Here is a 19,723-nt window from a genome sequence, read left to right as displayed (position 1 = left end):
AAACAGTCCGGGAAGAATTCTTCACCTAACGCACAGTTTACGAACCATTCTAAAACAACGGTCCGCGCATTTCGGAAATCGGAGAACTTTTGTCTCCGCTAAGAAATTCTAACTTCCCTTATCCTTTTTTGTAAGTTGACTGTTTCTTTAGACCTTTTTTTCGAAGCATTGGCCCGAGGAAGCCGCTTATTCCGGGAAATACGTTCGCGATTTTTGCAAGAACTCCTCTGCTTCCCGGAATCAAAACTTCCAGCGGTTTTTTGGAAAGAACGCGTCCAAGGATAATCCGAGATACCTCATCCGCAGTTAGAACCTTATCTCCGGAAAACGTCATGGACGCTTGTTCATAGTCCTTTTGGAGATCCAACATCGGCGTCTTGATCGCGTCCGGGCAGACGACGGTTACAAAAACATTCTTCTCTTTGAGTTCTTGGGCGACCGCCAAGGAAAATCCTCGAACCGCAAATTTAGAAGTGGAATAAAGCGCGATCCCCGTGATCGGCGCCACTCCCGCGAGAGAAGCGATATTGACGATATGACCCGCTTTGACTGCGACCATTCGTACCGCGGCTTCCCTGGTTCCATACATCACACCTTTGGCATTGATGTCCATGTGACGATCGATTTGAGCCGCTGGAACTTCGTAGATATAACCGGGAAGAAGATATCCTGCGACGTTTAAGAGAGCGTCGATTTTTCCCCACTTTTTATACGCAAGATCCATGACTTTTTTCCAATCGGATGGAGAAGTGACGTCTAACTTGGAAACGAGAACCCTTTCTTTTTCATTCTTCCATTGGGCTGAGAATTTTTTGAGTTCCTTCTCGTTGATATCCGTGATGAGAATCGAATGCCCGGCCGCGAAAGCGTCTTCTGCGAGTTTTTTTCCAAGCCCGCCCGCGCAACCTGTGATGAATAAAATCATATTCGTTTTTCCTTATGTTACGGGCGAACCGAAGGACAATTGTCCGAAACTAAACGTCGGAGACGTTCCCGGAAACAGCCAATAACTCGTCATTTCTGAAGAAGGCATCACGTTGTAAAAGTCCGGATTTCTAAGGGAAACTCCCGCCATCTCCTTTTCTTGAACCATCGAAATATATTGGTCCAGTCCGATCTCGAGCGTATTTCCGTTTAGAATGACTTCCATCCCGGTAGCCTTTGCGAATTTTTTGACGCCCGGAATTCGAGATTTTAAAGGAGAATAACTGTCCGCACTGACGCCGTTTTCACTGGAGACAAAAATTCCCTCGGGAGTATGAGCTACAAGAGAATGGTTTCCATATGTGTGACCCGGAGTTCGAATGAGAGCAACACCTTGTCCTAATTCTACGTCCCCGTCTAATACGACGATCCGATCACTCGCGACTCCTCCCGTTCCGTTCGGACAATACCAATCGGATTGAGGAGGAAGAAGTCCTTGGACGGATTCCCATTCTTCCCGCATCACCAAAAGTTTTGCATTCGGGAAGTATCCCTTTTCTCCGTTCGCACCCAACCATTTCCGGATGTCTTGTGTATGAAGGTGATCGTAGGAAATGTAGTCCACTTTTTCCGGAGAAATTCCTGCGTCCTGAAGACATTCTTCCACGGTGTTTAAGATCGGAGCGATGATCTTTTTTCCGATGGATTGAAACGGTCCGAAACTTTCCGCGAGTCTTTTGAAAAAAGGAGTTTCCGCGTTTCCGTCCAGATCGGAAGGAGAAAACAAAAGAGTTTTGATTCCTTCTCCCGTGCGATACTGAATGATGAACAATCGATTTAGAATGTGCATGTAGGGAGTCGGAAGGCTGTAAGCGTTCAAGAGCGCATAACGTGTAGGATACGGAACTCGAACCAGATCGTAAGATCTGTAGAAAACGACTTGAGAGCCCGAAAGCATCTTTTCTCGAAATTTCCGCGCGCGTTTGCGAACGTCTTCGAGTCTGTCCACGGGAAAAGGAAGATTTCTCGAACCGACGAAGTCCGTGATCGGTTTGATGGAAGAATCCTTTTTTGGTTTTGACTTGGGAGCTGTTTTGGATGCGGATGCTTTTGCCATCTCTTTTGTTTCCTCGATATCGAAATGTATCTTAATTCTTCAAAAAATGAAAGTCGATCAGAACGGTTTGTAGAGAACGATGTAGGACACGAGAAGTCCTAATAATGGAAAACCGAACCAGAACACTTTCGCGAGAGACGGTTTTTTATAAACTGCCGTGAGAAGACCGCCGTAAGCAAGCCAGATCGCAAACTTCGCGATCACCCAACCCGGCCAAGGCCAGAGGATTCCGAGTCTCGCGAGCATTCCAAAACCGCCGAGTAAGATCAGAAAGAGACCGATTCCGTGGGTGATTCCGACGAATTTTCGATTGGAGAATTCTTTGTTTCCTCCGTTCAAAACGTGCATGGTGACTCCTCCCAATGCGGTAAAGAGAAGAAGAATCCCGAAGATATGGATCATTTTATAGACGGTGTAGGGTATCATTTGTACCAGGTTTCCTTTGCAATCTGTAAATTATCAGAAGCCAATCTTCCGGGAAGAATTGGCTTTGGCAACGATTGTTTGGGCGGGATGAAATTTCCGACTAGAAAAGAATCGGAATTACGGATTATTTTTCAAGAAGATGTTGAACGCCGATCCAATTTCCGAGCGGAGGAATGGCAATGTATTCCTGACAACGTTTCCGGTAAAGAATCGAGACGATATCTTCGGGATACACTTTGAGCGCTTGTTCGAAATTAATGAGCGCTTCTTGAAAGTCCGCCACTTTGTAGAGAATGATTCCTCTTGTGATCAGAGGTAAGGTTGTGTCCTTGAGTTTGCGGATATGCGGAGCGTCGGCTTCGTAGACTTCATAGATGATGATCGGATCGGTCTTTCCTTTGACCACGACGGAATCGATTTCACGGATCGCAAGTCCGTCGGCGATCGTCATCGAAGAAAGTGTATTCTTTGTGATGAGAATATCAGCGCGATAGAGGTTGGTCAAACTTTCCAAACGAGAAGCAACGTTGACCGTATCTCCGATCACGGTAGTATCGAGTCTGGAACGACTTCCCACGGTTCCGAGCATGAGATTTCCGGTGTTGATCCCGATTCCTATCTTAAGACCTTTGAAATGAGAAGAATCTTTTGCTTCCGCGTTGATCGCCTGCACTCTTTTTTTCATTTCGATCGCGGCAAGAATCGCTTTATCAGCGGACGTCTTTCCGTGAAGACTTACGTTCATCGCTTCTCCTTCTCCCGAAAAAAGGGCGAGAATCCCATCTCCCATAAACTTATCCACAAAACCTTCGTGTTTTTGAATGACCGGTTCCATACTCGCGAGGTAGTCGTTGATGAACTTGAAATTTTCTTCCGGAGTCATCTGTTCGGAGATCGTCGTAAACGAACGAATGTCGGTAAAAAGAACGCTCATCTCTTTGAGAACGGAATCTCCTAGGTTGACTTCGACCGCAGAATCCTTTCCAAGAACGTTTAAGAATTGAACCGGAACAAAACGGAAGAACGCATTCTTCTGTCTCGCGAGTTCTAACTTTTGCTGACTGAGTTCGATGTTCAGATCTTCGGATTGACGATATAAGGAGATAAATCGATTCGCAAGAATCGTTGTAAGAGCTACTACAAAGAAAAAATACGCGAAGTGGGTAAATCGAAACCCCGATTGAAAAAACATAGAATCGATCACGTCGTAGACGGCGATAAACACGACGGTGAATATACTCGCGGCCATAACGGTCGCGTCTTTCTTTCTCAGATAAACCGCTTTTCCCATAAAATAGAGGAGATAAACGAGAGTCGGAAGAATCGAAAATTGCCAGATTCTTAGACTTGTCATTGTAAAACGGAACGGTTCGAGAAGAGTTACGATCGCGATTCCTAGATTGAAAACGAAAAAACCGAAAAGAATTCTCGAGAACTTGGCTCTTCCGTAAAAATAATCCTGCATAAACAATAAGAACAAAGGCGCGAGCAAGGTCACGGACGCATATTCAATTCTTGTAATCCACGTGGTATCATGAATCGCTTCAAAAGCAAAAGTTGTACGAGAAAGGGAATAGACCGCCATAAAGACGCTGAAAAAGCCGAAATAAAGCGTATAACGGTCCTCCCTCCTTTTTACGAAGATGAGAAGATGATATAAACCGAAGAAAATATAAATCGTATTGAGACAAAGGTTGACGAGCGAGGAAATTTCACCGGAAAGATTTTGTTCCGCCGTGATGGAATAGTCACCGTCTATGTAAAAGCCGAGATCCAAATTTTTCGAAAGCGCGGTTGCGGGAGAATCTCCGATCAAACGAAAAGTGAGAACGTTTTCCCCTTTTTTTAAAAGACTCGAATCGATGGGCAATCGAAAGTTGCGAATCGTCCTTCGTACGAGCATTTCTTTTTTTGCAGGATCCAGGTGAATTTCTCTACTCAAAGAATATCCGTTCAGAAAAATTTCCCAGTTTTCACCGATTGATTCTAAATAAAGAAAAATAGGTTTGTAGATTTTGGTTTCTTGAAGATCACCTTCTAAAAAGAAACGGGTTTGCAGAGTATATTCTTTGAGACCTTCCCCGATCGGAACTTCGAAGATCTCATTCATGACGATCGGAAACGAAGTGATTTTTTTTACGGTTTCGGAAGAAGAATCGAGTCCGTCGAGATTCTTATTCTGAAAACCTTCAACAGCGAACCAAGTCTGCGCGCGGAGATCGATTGGTTTCCAATTTTCTTGAGTTTCAGATGAGAGTATGGCAGGAAGAAATGCAAAGAGGAAGAATAGAATCGTTTTCAAAGTTGGTTTTTCCGTTTAGAGAAATCGTTGTTTCTCGGTGAAGTATAGGGATTAGAAGTTTAGATTGTTGAATTTTCAACATTTTTATTCCGGATTCGATTCAATTCTTAGGTTCGATTTTGAAAAGCGGTTGCAAGTCTTTCGATTCGCATAAGATTTCAATATCCGGATCTCCGGAGTGAAATAATTTGATGAGGAAATTTGAATGTCAGACCCAACATTAGGAACGTCTCTTCCCGCAATCAGTTTGGAAAGTAGCGAAGGGAAGAGTGTAAAACTTCCCGAGGACATCGCAGGTTCTTGGACCCTACTCTATTTTTATCCGAAAGACGATACCCCGGGATGTACAAAACAAGCCTGCAGTTATAGAGATAATATTGGAGAATTTAAGAAGATCGGAGCGAAGGTCTACGGCGTAAGCTTGGACGACCTCGGATCGCATGAGAATTTTATTCAAAAGTATTCTTTAAACTTTCCTCTGTTATCCGATCCCAATCATTCTTTGAGCGAAGCGCTGGGAGTTTATGGAGATCAAGAATGGAAAGGAAGAGTTTTTAAAGGTCTTTCTCGGGATTCTTTTTTGATTTCTCCGGATGGGAAAATACAAAAGGTTTGGAGAAAAGTTGACCCGACGACCACGGTAGAAGAAACTCTCCAGGAGATTTCCAAAGCAAGCGGTAAATGATTGTCTAAACTTCGCTTTTCTGTTCAAGAATATCAACTCACAGGACACTATCTTCAAGTAGAATTGGAGATTGTGTCTCCCGAAAAAGAAACCGTTCTTTCCCTTCCTGTCTGGTCTCCCGGATCGTATATGGTGCGGGATTATTCCAGACATCTCCATAAAATAGAAGCCTTTGTTTCCGGGAAGAACGGAAAGTCTCTGGAAATCAATCCGATCGGATTGGATTCCTGGAGCGTAGTTTCGGACGGAGAATCGTTTCGAATTCGTTACGTAGTCTATGGTTTCGACTACTCGGTGCGTTCCAATTATTTCACCACGGAATTCTGTCTTTTACATCCGCCCGCATTGTTTCTTTATCCTAAGAATCTTGAAATTTCCGAAATCACATTAGAAATATCGAATTCTCTTCCTTTTGAATTTTGCCATTCCGGTTTATCCGGAAAAGGCAAGAAAAGATCCGCCGCGTCCTTGGACGAATGGATGGATTCTCCGATCTTGTTGTCCAATCGTCCGGCGATTTCCTTCACCTCCGGAGAATGTGAACATGAGATCGTTCTTGAAGGAGAATTGTCTAAATCCGTTCAGAAAAATCTGATCCGTGACCTTCGGAAGATTACGGAGGAACAAATCCGCTCTTTCGGTGGAGCACCTAATTCGCGTTATCTGTTTGTTCTGATTCTTTCGGAAGGGGCATACGGCGGTCTGGAACATCTAAATTCTTCCGTAAATATGTACGATCCACTGAAGGCGTTGAGTAAGGACGGTTATCTCAAACTTTTAGAACTTCTTTCTCATGAATACTTTCATCTTTGGAACGTAAAAAGGATTCGTCCGATCGCGCTCGGCCCTTTCGATTATCAGAAACCGAATCTGACACGGGAACTCTGGATTGCAGAAGGAATCACTTCTTTCTATGACGCTTACTTTTTGGTGAAGACGAAACATTTAAACGCGGAGAACTATCTCGCGAAGGTGATGGAGGATCTTCAGAGTCTGGAAAAATCGGAAGGAGAATCCTGGATGAGTTTGGAAGATTCTTCTTATACCGCTTGGACCAAATTCTACAATCGTCCGAACGATCCGAATGCGGGAAATACCGGAATTTCGTATTATGTGAAAGGAGGGATTCTCGCGCTCGCGATGGACCTTTATCTTCTTTCGGAAACTTCCGGCAAAAAGTCACTTTTGGACGCGATGAGAGAAGTTTATCAATTCTTTCATATTGGGAAGAATCGAGGGTTTACAAAATCTGAATTCTTTGAAGCGGCCAAACGAAATACAGGAGTCGATCTAAAGTTGGAATTCGGAGTATATCTGGAGAAACCGGTCGTGATTCCGATCGAAAGATATTTCCACAAAATCGGTGTTATACGAGTGGATTCGAATCCCGGCGTGGAGCTCGGTTTTGGAACGAGAGAAGAAAGAGGGAATCTTGTCATCAGTAAGATTGATTGGAAGATTCTGGATCCTTCCGTCGATTTAAGTCAGGGAGACGAATGGATTTCGTTGAACGGAAATCGGATTCATTCGGGAAATCGAAAAGATCTTTTGAAACAATTCAAGTCCGGTGATAAGATCGAACTTTTGATCGCGAGGAAGGGAAAAATTCTTAAGAGGAAGATGAAACTCTCGAAACGTTTTCAGACGAGTCAGTTTAAGTTCGAGGAGCATCCTTCCGAAGAACAGAAACGTTTGAGAGATCATTTTTTCGATCTAAGTTGATTGTGTTTCTGTAAAGGGAAAAAGTTTGGTGGCTGGCTAAGTCCTTTTTTGTTCCGTTTTTTTTCAAAAGGTTAGGGATCGCAAGATTGTCGAACGTTTCCTTCGAGAAAGATCAGATCATTTTTGATGACCTTTCTTCTACGATTTTGGGATTTGTTTTTTTCCGGATGTCCTTTCTAAAATATTCTTTTTGGTTATCGTAAAAATCTCTTCAAAAAATTTTAAATTCTTTTGAATTCTTTTTCTAAATTTGACCCTATGATGCGCGAGATTGGAACCGGAGAAAGTGTATGGAAACTCTTTCGTTTAGTTCTGACAGAAAAATTGAGTCTGCGTTGATCGAGGGTTCTTTGGGTACGGATTCGATCTTAATTCCGCTTTCCTATTGGGACGCGCTCAGTCTGGAAGAAAAGAATGCTCTTCGGAGAAAACTCCCCTACTTACTACGGAGATATACGAAGTATCTGAGTTGTTTAAGGCGTTTGCATTGGAGGGCTGGGAAGATTCAGTACAATCGGGGCGTCGGGAAAATGAAGAAGATGAGTATTCGGGTCAATACTGGTGCCTGGGCTGTTTTAGGAGCATTGGCGGCGGCACACGGGGTTTCGAGATGTTATCTTTTTAATTATATGCTTTGGTTGGACGACGTTGGAGTTGGAGATTCTATCGTGGATACAATGAACCAGGGAGTTCCTAGGTTTCACGAGGTTTACAGAATGATCTGGACCCTCGATTTACGACAAAATCTCATTTCCAGGGAGTTAGAAATCGAACCAAACCCGCTTTTCGGACGATACACCTTCGAATTTGAAAGAACCCCGACCTAGGAATCATAAAACTCTTCGTAGTCTCCTACGCTTTCTATAAAAAACTTGCCGAGACACAAAGACTCTAAGGACCCTTTCATTCCTTCAAACCGCAGTGATTCCACCGTCGGCCGCCCAGTTTGCGCCATTGATATAACCGGAATCCGGACTCAACAAAAAAAGAATCACTCTTGCAATTTCCAATGGATCCGCAATTTTTCTCGAAGGTGTCATCTCCAAAATTTTCTTCCTATGATCGTCCACTTGGTCTTCCTGAATTCCCATCTTTGTTTCGATATAACCGGGGCTGATTGCGTTGATCGAAATACCGAGTGGTCCCCACTCATCGGCTAAGGATCGAACAAAGCCTATGAGAGCGTGTTTAGAAGAAGAATAGGCGACCGAGTTCGCAGATCCCTTAAGAGACAAAGAAGATGCGACGAACAAGAGTCTTCCTAAATTCAAATTTATGAATATAGGGAGAATCCACTTCGTGATCTGGAACGCGGACCGAATGTTGATCGAAAAAATTCGATCCCATTCTTCCTCGCTCACTTCTGTAATCTTGTGATACGGGCCGCCGTATCCGGCACAATGAATGAAGCCGTAAGGAGTTAGATTTTCAGACGAAACATATTCTTTCCATTTTTCCAGAGAAGAATAGAGTTCACTATCCTGAGTCAGATCGGTGGGAAGAAAGAATTCTCCATCCAATAGATTCTCCGGATATTTTAAATCAAGATTCGTAACAGAGTAACCCTCGGAAACGAGTAACGAGACGATCGCCCTTCCCAATCCGCCGCTCCCTCCGGTGAGAATTACGTTCTTTTTATTTTCGGATTCTTTCTTTGTTACAGACACTCTTCTTGAATCTCCATTCTAACTTCTATCCCGTATTTCTGGATGACAGAGATCGGCACAAGGAATTCTCTGTTTCTCATGGAAAAACTTTTCGAAAGAGTCAATCATATCCTCGAAGCCCTCCCTTACATCACAAAATATTCGGGCAAGACGGTCGTGATCAAATACGGCGGCGCCGCGATGGCGAAAGCCGATTTGAAAGAATCTTTTGCGAAAGACATCGTTCTTTTAAAATATGTCGGAATTCACCCCGTGATCGTACACGGAGGCGGACCCGAAATCAATCGTCTTCTTGAGAGTCTAAAGATTCCGACTGAGTTCGTTCACGGACATAGAGTGACCGATTCGCAAACCATGGACGTGGTGGAAATGGTTCTCACTGGAAAGGTGAACAAACAAATCGTCTCTATGATCAATGCACAAGGCGGGAACGCAGTGGGAATTTCCGGAAAGGACGGGAATCTTGCCAAGGCAACAAAAACCCCGATCGAGATCGAGCTGGAAGGTCAAGAGAAACAACTCTTCGACGTGGGACTTGTAGGAAAGATAGAAATGATCAATCCCGAGATTCTCCTCAATCTTCAAAAAGAAGGATTCATTCCTGTGATATCGCCCGTGGCTGAATCCGCCACGGGCGATAGTCTCAACATCAACGCCGACACGTTTGCGGGAGAAGTCGCAGGCGCACTCAAAGCGGAGAAGTTGATTCTTCTTACGGATACGGAAGGAATTCTGATCGACGGAAAACTTGCGACCGGACTCAACCGAGGAAAGGTGAAGGACTATATTCGAAAAGGTGAAATTTCCGGCGGAATGATCCCCAAGGTCGAATGTTGTCTCACTGCGATCGATCAAGGAGTCAGAAGAACTCATATCATCGACGGAAGAGTTCCTCATTCTATTTTGATTGAAATTTTTACGGACCAAGGAATCGGTTCTCTGATCGAGTAACCCCTTTTTGTTCGCCGTTTTTGAAGAAGAATTTTTTGAGAGAATGTTTTCCCCGGATCAGAATCGGATCTCTTGATTCTTCTTGAGAAAATAGAAAAGAAAAAAATCCGTTCAAGACGAATCGAAATTTTTCTGAAGAATCAAAAATTTGAAAAACTGAGATTTATTTTGCAATTTTGGTTCTCTTGAATTGTTAATGAAACTCCTTGACAGGGAAATCTTTCTTGTGTCCAATGATTCAATTCTTCCTTTAGAATGGTCCGTTAACCCCCTTTATGAGTGAAAGGCAATTATCCTTATCCCTAATCTCCGATATTACGGCGAGAATCAACTCGACCGACGACCTGGAAGAACTCCTCGGGATCATCATAGAAACTACAAAGGACGTCCTCAATTCGGAAGGATGTTCTCTTCTTCTTTACGATCGCGATGAAGACTGTCTTGTCTTCAACGTTGCCAAAGGAACGAAGGGAGAATCCCTCGCAACTCTGAAAGTCCCCAGAGGAAAGGGAATTGCGGGGATGGTTTTGGAAACACTGGAACCGGTGATCGTAAACGACGCGGCAAACGATTCTAGAATTTATAGAAACATAGACGAAACGGTCGGATTCGTAACAAAGAATTTGATCTGTGTTCCAATGAGTACCCAAGGAGAAATCCAAGGGGTTTTGGAAGCGGTGAATTCCTTGGGGCGAGAAGAATTCACCAATAAGGACATTAAGGTTCTTCAATATCTTTCCGATCTCGCGGCGATTGCGATTCGGAATCGAAGACTCATCCGCGATTTGAAAAGTCGGGCAAATGAATTGGATTGTCTCTTTCAACTCAGTCAGGCGATCTCGAACATCGCTGAGATGGATCAATTCTTAAATCTCACCGTTCATTCGATTTCGGAAGTGATGGGCGCGGAACGAGTTTCCCTGATTTTTTTCAATCCGAAGAGCGGAAAATACGAACTCAAAAAAAGCATCGGTTTTAGTCTCGAAGAAGAGGAACATTTCATCAACGAGAAGGAAGGGGTGATCAGTAAGATCTTAGAAACCGGTGCGCCGATCCTCGTACAAAATGCGACCGCTCTCGCGGAAGAATGGATCCGCCCCGAACGATACAAGACGAAGTCCTTCATTTCGGTTCCGATCCGACAAGACGGAAAGATCATCGGAATTCTCAACGCCGCAGATAAAACATCGGGAAACAGCTTCGACAACGCGGATCAAAACATTCTGAGTACGATTTCGAATCAGATCGCGGAAGCTTATAATTCTCTTCTTTCCAAGGATCAAAAGGAAAAGCTCAATTCGATCCGAAGAGATATGCAGATCGCGTCTCAGATCCAAGTGAATTCTTTGCCGAACATTCCCAAAAAAATCCAAGGATTGGAATTAGAGACGAGTTATATCGCTTCCAAAGAAATCGGCGGAGACTTTTACGATCTCATCTATCACAATCCGGACGAAGTGAGCGTTCTCATCGCGGATGTTTCCGGAAAGGGAATCGCCGCGGCACTCTTTATGGAATTTTCGAAGACGATCATCTCTGGAGAAGTTTCCAGAAATTCTTCGACGAGCATCAGTTTGATGAGCGCGAATCGAATCATCCAAGAGAAGTCCGGTTACTTTATGTTTGTCACTGTGATGCTCGCAAGGATCAACATGGCGAAAAGAAGAATCCGATTCTCCAGCGCCGGGCACAACGAACAACTTCTCTACAAAGCGAAAGACAAAAAGGTGACGAGCCTTTCCGGGAAAGGAATGCCGCTTGGGATCAAAGAATCCGAAATCGACGAACACGAAATCGATTACGCGCCCGGAGATCTACTCATCCTCTATACCGACGGAGTGAGCGAGGCGATGAACGAATCGAACGAGATGTACGGACTTGAAAATCTTACGAAGCTCATCGAAAGAAACGGAGAAATGCCGCTCGGCGCGCTCAAAGAATTGATCATCGATACAACGGACGCGTTTCGTGGAGACGCGGATCCGCACGACGACTACACCCTCTTTATGGTTCGTCTTCCTTAAAATAAGATTCTTTGCAAAAAGCAAAGACTGACTTCGAACAAAAATTTTTTTCTTACGATATCGAAATCATCCGATCCGGAAGTTCGCTTTGAACAGGGAAAGTAATACCCGGAGGAAAGTTTGGGCGTCTCCTTCCGATTCCCATCGGAAGGACCGCGCTAGGTCCGGGTTCGTCGCGAAGCGACTCATCCCTCGCTCGCCTAATTATTAAAAGAAAAATAATATTCTAATATTCGCTCGGGACGCGAACGCGCCCTCCCCATCGCTGACGCATCCACTTTTCCCAAAAGGAACGTTTCGAAAACCTCGGAAGAGAAAAGAAGTGTATATTAGTAAATGCGAATCGATCTGTGTGAGCTCCTACAAATTAGTTCTCGTAGACTTTTTCGAAATTCGAATGGTCCTTTTGCCTTCTTTAATTTGTGTGAGTTCCTACGTTTTTCAAACTCCGAAGGTGCGTCATTCTTTCTAAGTTTGGCGAAACGCAACCGGAAAAGAATTGAAGACGGCGACCCCGAGGATGTCATTTCGCCAACATATGCGCCGGTTGTCCCGTGGAAGCGAGGAGCGATCTCCAGAGCGTACTTCGATCCGGTTGTAAGACCTTTCTTTCTTGAATCGCGACCGAGATCGGAAGGTGTGTGAAAACGTTGTTCCACATTCCTACAACCATATCGGTTTTGCCGGCCATGGCCGCGTGCACCGCATTCTGAGCCAAAAAACCGCAGAAGACCGAGTCTTCCGGGTTGGCGGGAATCGAACGGATGATATAACTCGGATCGATGTATTTGATATTCACGGGGATATTTTCTTTTTTGAAAAAGTCGGTCATCGTGTCCTTGAGAAAGATTCCGATGTCCTTGAGTTTGAGATTCCCCGAAGGATCTCTTTCCCCCGTGGTTTCAAAAAAATGTTGCCCCGCTCCTTCGGCGGCGATGATCACGGCGTGGCCCTTTTTTTGGATTCTTTTTTTGAGCTCATCTAAGAAGGCTCCGTTTCCGTGGAGATCGAAGTTGACTTCGGGAATCAGGCAGTAGTTTACGTTTCGTGAAGCAAGGGCCGCGTTCACCGCGATAAAACCGGAGTGCCTTCCCATAAGTTTCACAAGACCGATTCCGTTAGGCGCTCCTTTTGCCTCGACGTGGGCACATTCCACCGCTTCCATCGCTTTGGAAAACGCAGTAGAAAAACCGAATGTCTTTTGGACGTAGTTGATATCGTTGTCTATGGTTTTCGGAATTCCAATGACCGAAATTTCTTCTCCTCGTTTTGCGATCTCGTCCACGATCTCCCGAGCTCCTCGAAGGGTTCCGTCCCCTCCGATGCAAAAGAGAACCTTGACGCCGTAGAGGCTGAGATAGTCGACCATATCGACCGGAGATTGATTCCCTCGTGAAGAACCGAGCATAGAACCCCCTTCTTCTACGATATGTGCCACGCGCTCCGGAGTGAGTTCGATCGGTTTATGAGAATATTTTTTGACAAGGCCCTGGTAGCCGAAAGGAAACCCGAGAATCCGAGAAACTCCGTAACGGTAAAAAAGTTCCATGACGATTCCTCGGATCACGTCATTGATTCCTGGGCAGAGGCCGCCGCACGTTACGATCCCTGCGGTCACTTCTTTGGGGCGGAAAAAAATTTTTTCGCGAGGACCGGCTTGTTCAAAAAAATCGGGACCACTTTCAATGTAAGAATTCCAATCTTCCTTGGATTGAAAAACGGTTCTAAACAACAGCCTGGAAGAATCGCTAGTATAGTATTCATAATCCGCAGGACTCGGCACGGTACACTCGCCGAAATTTTTTATCTTTGTTTCCATTCTTACCCTCGCGTTGATTTTTAAGGAATTCCGGGAAAAATCATCTCATTTTGCAATTTTATACTGACAGCTCTGTTCTATTTCTATAGTCTTACAAAGAGAACGTGCATGAACGAAAAAAAGTCCCTCATTCTATCTTCTTTTTTGTTCCTCTTTGGGGTTTCCGTTTTTTCCGTGGAGGATCCCTATTTTAGTCCGTTCGAACCGTATCATCTTTCCCGTGATTTCGATCTCAATCGTCAGAAATATCTGCAAGTGATTGCGATACCCTACAAGGACCCGATGGAACTCAAATTGGGACCGGACTCACAAACCTTTCAAGAGACAAAATCCCCGTCCCCGATTTTTACAGTAACCCCCGGTCTTTCCTTTTCGGGAATGTTTCAACCGTTTTTATTTTCCGTGGTTCCGAGTGGGAACGTAAATTTCCTTCCCGTTTCCGAAACCGTATTCGTGAATGAAGTTCCGAGTCGATCGGGAAAACTTCTTTCCGGCGCTTTTTCCGAAAAACGGACGATGGATCGAATTACGGATTCCAGAAATCAGATACAAGGTTTTGGAATGCAAAACTGGAATTCCAATCCACTTCAAAATGGAAGCAGTTCCGGCGTGATGTTTCTTTATATGAAACGTCATGCGGGATTGGAAATGGATTTTAACGCGAGAATGATCGGAAACCAAGCCGGTCTCGCAGTCTTAGAATCCGCAAAGTCCACAATCGCTTTCAACTACTCCGTTTTCCCAGAAATCGGAGAAAGTTCTAAGATGAATTTCTTTGTTCAATTTTCGAGCGTAAAACGCTTTCAGGATCGAAACGGAGTTTTTTCTTTGAGCGATCCGCAGACAAACAACGCTCGTGGTCTGAAATCTTATGAATACTATCTCAATCCGGGAATTTCTTTTTCTTCCAGAAACCTAAGCTTGGAAGGAATGGTGAGAGTCCCGGTTCCGACTGCGGCTCAACTTCAATCCGGAGAACAACATCTCTGGATGCAAGAAGTTCAGGGCTTACTCGGAATCAAATATAGCTTTTCCGAAACTTCTCCTAAGTAAATCCACTTTTGAGAGAATCCGCCGTGCGCTTACGTGGTTTGGATCGTTCTATCTTTGTAGGAGCTTCTACATTTTTGGAAATGGACGGGTTCACTGTAGCATGAATTCTTTGTAAGAGTTCTTACAATCCTCAAAACCGATTCTTATACTTACCCTTTTGTTTGTTTTGATTTCCAACTTTTTGGGCATTGTCAGGTGGTGAGTTATGATCAGATGAGAATGGTTTTTTCACTGCTCGTAAGAGCTCCTACACTGGAGGATAACGGAACCGTTTTGCTCATAAACGGGTTTTCTTTTTCGGTGGATCGATCGTTCGTGAAACGTTTTCGTATTTTAAAATCAATTCTTTTGTAATAGCTCCTACAATCAAAACCACTGGAAAACGGTTTTTCCTCCATTTCATACCTTTCTTATTGTTCGGAAGAACTTTGAAACAGATTGAACCGTTTAGAAAAGTGTAAGAGCTCCTACACAAATCACACAGAAGGATTGGCCATCACCGAAATGGAACAGATGTCTCGAAGCTTTACTCTACAATTCCCTGTTTTTTTAGAGAGAATACCAAATCCATCTTGCTGATGAGATGTTTGGCTCTCCCAAAACGGATCATCGTTCTTGGATCCGGATTCTCCGTAGAATCGAAAACTTCCAAACAGGTTTCGATTACGGGACAGGAATTGTCCGTACATCCGATTTCCGTAAGTTTCAGAATTTCGTTTCCTTCGAGATGAAGCGGTCCTTGGAGCCAAGAGATCAAAGTCGGATGAAACGAAAATTCTTCGTTTGCCTTTCGGGTCTCCGAAAAAACGGGACCGTGGTTGTGCACCGAAGAATGATTGGGAACTGCCGGTTTCATATTCTTCTAGTTAGACGAAACAAAATGGACTCTTCCTTTTCCATTCTTATCTCGCGATCGAAACCGCAAGCGGATCGTAGGCCAGATTCGGCGCGAGCCAACGTTCTGTCTCTTCGATCGTCATTCCTTTGCGCTTCGCATATTCTTCAATCTGATCCCGACTGATCTTTGCGACTGCGAAATATTTGGATTGTGGATGCGCAAAATACAAACCGCTTACGGAACTTGCAGGCCACATCGCGAAATGTTCCGTGAGCGTGATTCCCGTATTCTTCTCCGCTTCTAGAAGATCAAAAAGAACCCTTTTTTCGGTATGATCCGGAGACGCAGGATATCCTGCGGCCGGACGAATTCCCCTATAACGTTCTCGAATCAGATCTTCCGGAGAAAGATTTTCATCCTTTGCATATCCCCAATATTCCTTTCTCACCTTATAGTGTATGTATTCAGCGAATGCTTCTGCAAAACGGTCGCCTAACGCCTTAGCCATGATCGAATTATAATCGTCTAGATTCTTCTCGAATTCTTTTGCGAACTCTTCCACACCATGTCCGGTCGTTACAGCGAATCCTCCGATATAATCGATTCTCCCCGATTCTTTCGGCGCTACGTAGTCCGCCAAACAATAGTTAGGCTCCTTTGCATCCTCTTTTTGAATCTGTTGGCGTAGAGTATGGAATACGGTTAGCAAGTTCGAACGGAATTCGTCTTCGTAGACTTCGATATCGTCTCCTACGCTATTTGCGGGAAAAATTCCGATCACACCTTTGGTTCGGAATAATTTCTCATTCGTAATCTTCTTCATGAGTTTTTGCGCATCCGAGAAGAGTTCTCTCGCTTGTTTCCCGGTGGATTCGCTTTCTAAAATGGCCGGATATCTTCCTTTCAATTCCCAAGCCGTGAAGAAGGGGGTCCAATCGATAAATGGAATCAAAGTCTCCAGCGAAACTTCTTCGTCGAACACTTTGATTCCGGTAAACGCCGGTTTGTCGATTTGGGTCGTAGACCAATCGATCACTTCTTTGTTTTCCCTTGCTTGATCGAGGGAAACAAGTTTTCTCTCCGCTCTTGTATTGAAATAATTTTCCCTCGCCGCGAGTTGATCTTCTTTGATCTTTTGGGAATATGCTTCGTTGAGATCGGGATGAAGGAGTTGATTGACCACGTTCACTACGCGAGAAGCATCCACGACATGAACGACAGGTTGATCATAAGCGGGTGCGATCTTAACGGCAGTATGCGCGGAACTTGTCGTTGCGCCTCCGATTAAAAGTGGAACACTGAATCCGGTCCGTTTCATCTCGGATGCGACGTGAACCATCTCGTCCAAAGAAGGTGTAATCAGTCCGGAAAGGCCAATGATGCTCGCGTTATGCTTTCTTGCTTCTTCGAGAATTTTGTCAGCGGGCACCATCACTCCCAAATCGATAACCTCGTAATTGTTACATGCGAGCACTACTCCCACGATATTCTTGCCGATATCATGAACGTCCCCTTTTACGGTCGCGATTAGGAATTTTGGACGTGAAGATGTGTCTTGGTTGTTCTTTTTTTCTTCTTCCATAAAAGGTAAAAGATAGGCGACGGATTTTTTCATTACTCGCGCGCTTTTTACGACTTGAGGAAGAAACATTTTTCCCGCGCCGAAAAGCTCCCCAACGATTTTCATCCCATCCATGAGAGGGCCTTCGATGACGGTTAACGGACGTCCGTATTTAAGACGTGCTTCTTCCGTATCTTGATCGATGTATTCTACGATTCCTTTGACGAGGGCATGAGAAAGTCTTTCTTCGACGGAAGTCCCTTCTCTCCAAGTCTCCTCTTTTTTTTCTGCTTTGTCTCCGGACTTGACGCTTTCCGCAAATTCAACGAGACGTTCTGTTGCATCCGGTCTTCTGTTTAGGATTACGTCTTCAACATATACTAATAAATCTTTCGGGATTTCTTCGTAAACCGCGAGCATCCCCGCGTTCACGATCGCCATATCCATTCCCGCTTGGATCGCATAATATAAGAATACGGAATGCATCGCCTCCCTTACCGGGTTGTTTCCTCGGAAAGAAAAAGACACGTTAGATAAACCGCCGGAAACTTTCGCGCCCGGACAGAGTTTTTTGATTTCTCGGATGGCGTCGATAAAATCCATCGCATAGTTGTTGTGTTCCTCGATCCCGGTCGCAACCGTTAGAATGTTCGGATCAAAGATGATGTCGACGGGATTGAAGTCCGCCTTTGTCACGAGAAGATCGTACGCTCGTTTGCAAATCCGAACCTTTTCGTCCTTGGTTGCCGCTTGGCCTTGTTCGTCAAAAGCCATCACGATCGCGGCGGCGCCGTATCTCTGGATCTTACGAGCGTGTTCTAAGAATTTCTCCTCTCCTTCTTTCAGGGAGATCGAGTTCACAATCGGCTTTCCTTGGATACATTTCAGACCTTCTTCCAATACGGTCCATTTGGAAGAATCGATCATGAACGGAACTTTCGCGATGTCCGGTTCTCCCGCGATGAGATTTAAAAAATGTCTCATCGAAGCTTCCCCGTCTAACAAGGCTTCGTCGAAGTTGATATCGATAATATTGGCTCCGGCTTCCACTTGTTGTAAGGCTACGGAAACGGCTTCTTCGAAATTTCCTTCTATGATGAGCTTTTTAAAGCGGGGTGATCCGGTTACGTTTGTTCTTTCTCCAACGAGTAGAAACCCTTTGTCTGGAGTGATGTTCAAAGGTTCGAGTCCGGATAGTCTTGTGACTTCCGGGATTTGAGGAATGACTCGCGGTTTTTTCCCTTGAACCGCTTTTGCGGCCGCGGCAATGTGTTCCGGAGTTGTTCCGCAACAACCGCCGGCAATATTCAACCAACCGGAACTTGCAAATTCTTGAATGTATTTCCCGAATTCTTCCGGTGTTTGATCGTATCCCCCGAACGCGTTTGGAAGCCCGGCATTCGGATAACAACTGATCATACACGATGCTACTCTGGAGAGTTCTTCGATATAAGGTCTCATCTCGTCAGCGCCTAACGCGCAGTTGATTCCTACCGATAACGGCTTTGCGTGAGCGATGGAATTGTAAAACGCTTCCACGGTTTGTCCGGAAAGGGTTCTCCCGGAAGCGTCCGTGATCGTCACGGAAAGACAAACAGGAATTCTAACCTGAAGATCCTCGAAAACTTGTTCGATGGCAAAGATGGCGGCCTTTAAATTGAGGGTGTCGATATTTGTTTCCGGAAGAAGTAGATCCACTCCGGCTTCTACGAGGGCGCGAGCTTGTTCATAAAAGGTCGCCACCAAATCGTCAAAAGTAACCGCTCGGAACGCAGGATTGTTTACGTCAGGAGAAAGTGTTGCGGTCCGAGTTGTTGGCCCGATCGCTCCCGCTAAAAAACAAGGATGATTTGGATTTGACTTTTTAAACGTATCGATCGCGTTACGCGCGCATTTGACCGCGGCCTTGTTTAGGTCTGCGACTAAGAATTCGGTTTTATAGTCGCCCTGAGAAACTTGGTTGGAACTAAATGTGTTCGTTTCAAGGATGTTCGCCCCTGCTTCCAAAAATTTTACGTGAATCGCTTCGATCACATCCGGTCTTGTCAAACAAAGAAGCTCATTGTTCCCTTTGAGAGGATGAGGATGATTTTTTAAAACGTCCCCCCTGAAGTCGTCTTCTGTCAAAGGGAATCTTTGGATCATCGTTCCCATCGCTCCATCGATGACTAGGATTTGTTTTTCGAGAAGGGAAATGAGTTCTTTTGCTTTTGGGTTTGTGTAGTTCTGAGCTTTCTGAGTCATGATTTGTTTCTTTGATGTATTCTAAAAAAAATATAATTACGGTATTCTAATATTCCGAGTTGAGACAACCTTGACCTTTGAGAGGGACTTTGACGTCAATAATCGCTGGAGAATATTTCGATTTCTGGGCATTCTCCGCAATCCAGCTCTGCCAGATCGAAGGCACTTCATAATCCGGATAGATCGCTTCCACCGGACACTCCGGTCTGCATTTGTTGCAATCGATGCAGACGGAAGGTTCAATATAGAGACAATCGGTTCCTTCTCGAAAGGCTTCCACCGGACAAACCGCGGCACAGTATGTATATTTGCAATTTCTGCAAGGTTCCGTGACAACGTAGGCCATCGTTTTTCGAGAAGACCGATTTTCCGGGACCGTCTTAGATCCCG

16 protein-coding genes are annotated in these 19,723 nt (G+C 44.7%); 6 read left to right on the top strand and 10 right to left on the bottom strand.

The window, feature by feature from the left end; all coding sequences use genetic code 11:
• Nucleotides 1–118: 118 nt before the first annotated feature.
• The 4 genes from DLM75_RS14675 to DLM75_RS14660 form a co-directional block, all read right to left on the bottom strand.
• Nucleotides 119–925: an SDR family NAD(P)-dependent oxidoreductase gene (locus DLM75_RS14675; RefSeq protein WP_118969266.1), complete on the bottom strand. Its 807-nt coding sequence runs from the start codon at nucleotides 923–925 to the stop codon at nucleotides 119–121.
• A gap of 12 nt (nucleotides 926–937) precedes the next feature.
• Nucleotides 938–2,041, bottom strand: a complete 1,104-nt coding sequence (locus DLM75_RS14670; RefSeq protein WP_118969265.1) for an MBL fold metallo-hydrolase — start codon at nucleotides 2,039–2,041, stop codon at nucleotides 938–940.
• Between the two features lie 57 nt (nucleotides 2,042–2,098).
• On the bottom strand, nucleotides 2,099–2,467 hold the full coding sequence (locus DLM75_RS14665; RefSeq protein ID WP_118969264.1) for a hypothetical protein: 369 nt from the start codon (nucleotides 2,465–2,467) through the stop codon (nucleotides 2,099–2,101).
• A 124-nt stretch (nucleotides 2,468–2,591) separates the two neighbouring features.
• Nucleotides 2,592–4,769: an adenylate/guanylate cyclase domain-containing protein gene (locus DLM75_RS14660; protein WP_118969263.1), complete on the bottom strand. Its 2,178-nt coding sequence runs from the start codon at nucleotides 4,767–4,769 to the stop codon at nucleotides 2,592–2,594.
• A gap of 205 nt (nucleotides 4,770–4,974) precedes the next feature.
• Here DLM75_RS14660 and DLM75_RS14655 point away from each other — a divergent pair, with 205 nt between their 5' ends.
• The 3 genes from DLM75_RS14655 to DLM75_RS14645 all read left to right on the top strand — a co-directional run bounded on the left by DLM75_RS14655 (nucleotide 4,975) and on the right by DLM75_RS14645 (nucleotide 8,003).
• Nucleotides 4,975–5,454, top strand: coding sequence for a peroxiredoxin (locus DLM75_RS14655; RefSeq protein ID WP_118969262.1), 480 nt, complete (start codon nucleotides 4,975–4,977; stop codon nucleotides 5,452–5,454).
• Complete coding sequence (locus DLM75_RS14650) at nucleotides 5,455–7,176, top strand: M61 family metallopeptidase (protein WP_118969261.1); 1,722 nt, start codon at nucleotides 5,455–5,457, stop codon at nucleotides 7,174–7,176.
• A gap of 290 nt (nucleotides 7,177–7,466) precedes the next feature.
• Nucleotides 7,467–8,003: a DUF1564 domain-containing protein gene (locus DLM75_RS14645; RefSeq protein ID WP_118969260.1), complete on the top strand. Its 537-nt coding sequence runs from the start codon at nucleotides 7,467–7,469 to the stop codon at nucleotides 8,001–8,003.
• Nucleotides 8,004–8,087: 84 nt separating this feature from the next.
• On the opposite strand, the gene DLM75_RS14640 is transcribed toward DLM75_RS14645, so the two are convergent.
• Entirely contained in the window at nucleotides 8,088–8,843 is a 756-nt protein-coding gene (locus tag DLM75_RS14640) for an SDR family NAD(P)-dependent oxidoreductase (protein WP_118969259.1), read from the bottom strand.
• Nucleotides 8,844–8,921: 78 nt separating this feature from the next.
• Here DLM75_RS14640 and argB point away from each other — a divergent pair, with 78 nt between their 5' ends.
• Complete coding sequence (argB, locus tag DLM75_RS14635; protein WP_118969258.1) at nucleotides 8,922–9,794, top strand: acetylglutamate kinase; 873 nt, start codon at nucleotides 8,922–8,924, stop codon at nucleotides 9,792–9,794.
• 275 nt (nucleotides 9,795–10,069) lie between these two features.
• The gene (locus DLM75_RS14630) at nucleotides 10,070–11,818 is read left to right on the top strand and encodes a SpoIIE family protein phosphatase (RefSeq protein ID WP_118969257.1); all 1,749 of its coding nucleotides are present in this window, start codon (nucleotides 10,070–10,072) and stop codon (nucleotides 11,816–11,818) included.
• 523 nt (nucleotides 11,819–12,341) lie between these two features.
• Here DLM75_RS14630 and DLM75_RS14625 read toward each other — a convergent pair.
• Complete coding sequence (locus DLM75_RS14625; RefSeq protein WP_118969256.1) at nucleotides 12,342–13,637, bottom strand: ATP-dependent 6-phosphofructokinase; 1,296 nt, start codon at nucleotides 13,635–13,637, stop codon at nucleotides 12,342–12,344.
• A 108-nt stretch (nucleotides 13,638–13,745) separates the two neighbouring features.
• On the opposite strand from DLM75_RS14625, the gene DLM75_RS14620 reads away from it, so the two are divergent.
• Nucleotides 13,746–14,690 carry an LIC_20087 family outer membrane protein gene (locus DLM75_RS14620; RefSeq protein WP_118969255.1) on the top strand — a complete coding sequence of 315 codons (945 nt, stop codon included), beginning with the start codon at nucleotides 13,746–13,748 and terminating at the stop codon, nucleotides 14,688–14,690.
• Nucleotides 14,691–14,899: 209 nt separating this feature from the next.
• Here the strand turns inward: DLM75_RS14620 and DLM75_RS14615 are convergent, their stop codons facing one another.
• The 4 genes from DLM75_RS14615 to DLM75_RS14600 all read right to left on the bottom strand — a co-directional run bounded on the left by DLM75_RS14615 (nucleotide 14,900) and on the right by DLM75_RS14600 (nucleotide 19,679).
• A complete protein-coding gene (locus DLM75_RS14615) occupies nucleotides 14,900–15,088 on the bottom strand; it encodes a hypothetical protein (protein ID WP_118969254.1) in 189 nt (62 codons plus the stop codon).
• 128 nt (nucleotides 15,089–15,216) lie between these two features.
• Nucleotides 15,217–15,546 carry a hypothetical protein gene (locus tag DLM75_RS14610; RefSeq protein WP_118969253.1) on the bottom strand — a complete coding sequence of 110 codons (330 nt, stop codon included), beginning with the start codon at nucleotides 15,544–15,546 and terminating at the stop codon, nucleotides 15,217–15,219.
• Nucleotides 15,547–15,592: 46 nt separating this feature from the next.
• Nucleotides 15,593–19,333 carry a methionine synthase gene (metH, locus tag DLM75_RS14605; protein ID WP_118969252.1) on the bottom strand — a complete coding sequence of 1,247 codons (3,741 nt, stop codon included), beginning with the start codon at nucleotides 19,331–19,333 and terminating at the stop codon, nucleotides 15,593–15,595.
• A gap of 46 nt (nucleotides 19,334–19,379) precedes the next feature.
• Complete coding sequence (locus tag DLM75_RS14600; protein WP_118969251.1) at nucleotides 19,380–19,679, bottom strand: ferredoxin family protein; 300 nt, start codon at nucleotides 19,677–19,679, stop codon at nucleotides 19,380–19,382.
• Nucleotides 19,680–19,723: the final 44 nt, after the last annotated feature.

Origin of the sequence: Leptospira stimsonii (assembly GCF_003545885.1) — a bacterium.
In the GTDB taxonomy this organism is placed as follows: domain Bacteria; phylum Spirochaetota; class Leptospiria; order Leptospirales; family Leptospiraceae; genus Leptospira; species Leptospira stimsonii.
Note: the sequence above shows the minus strand (reverse complement) of the source record. Positions and strands in the feature narration are given on the sequence as shown.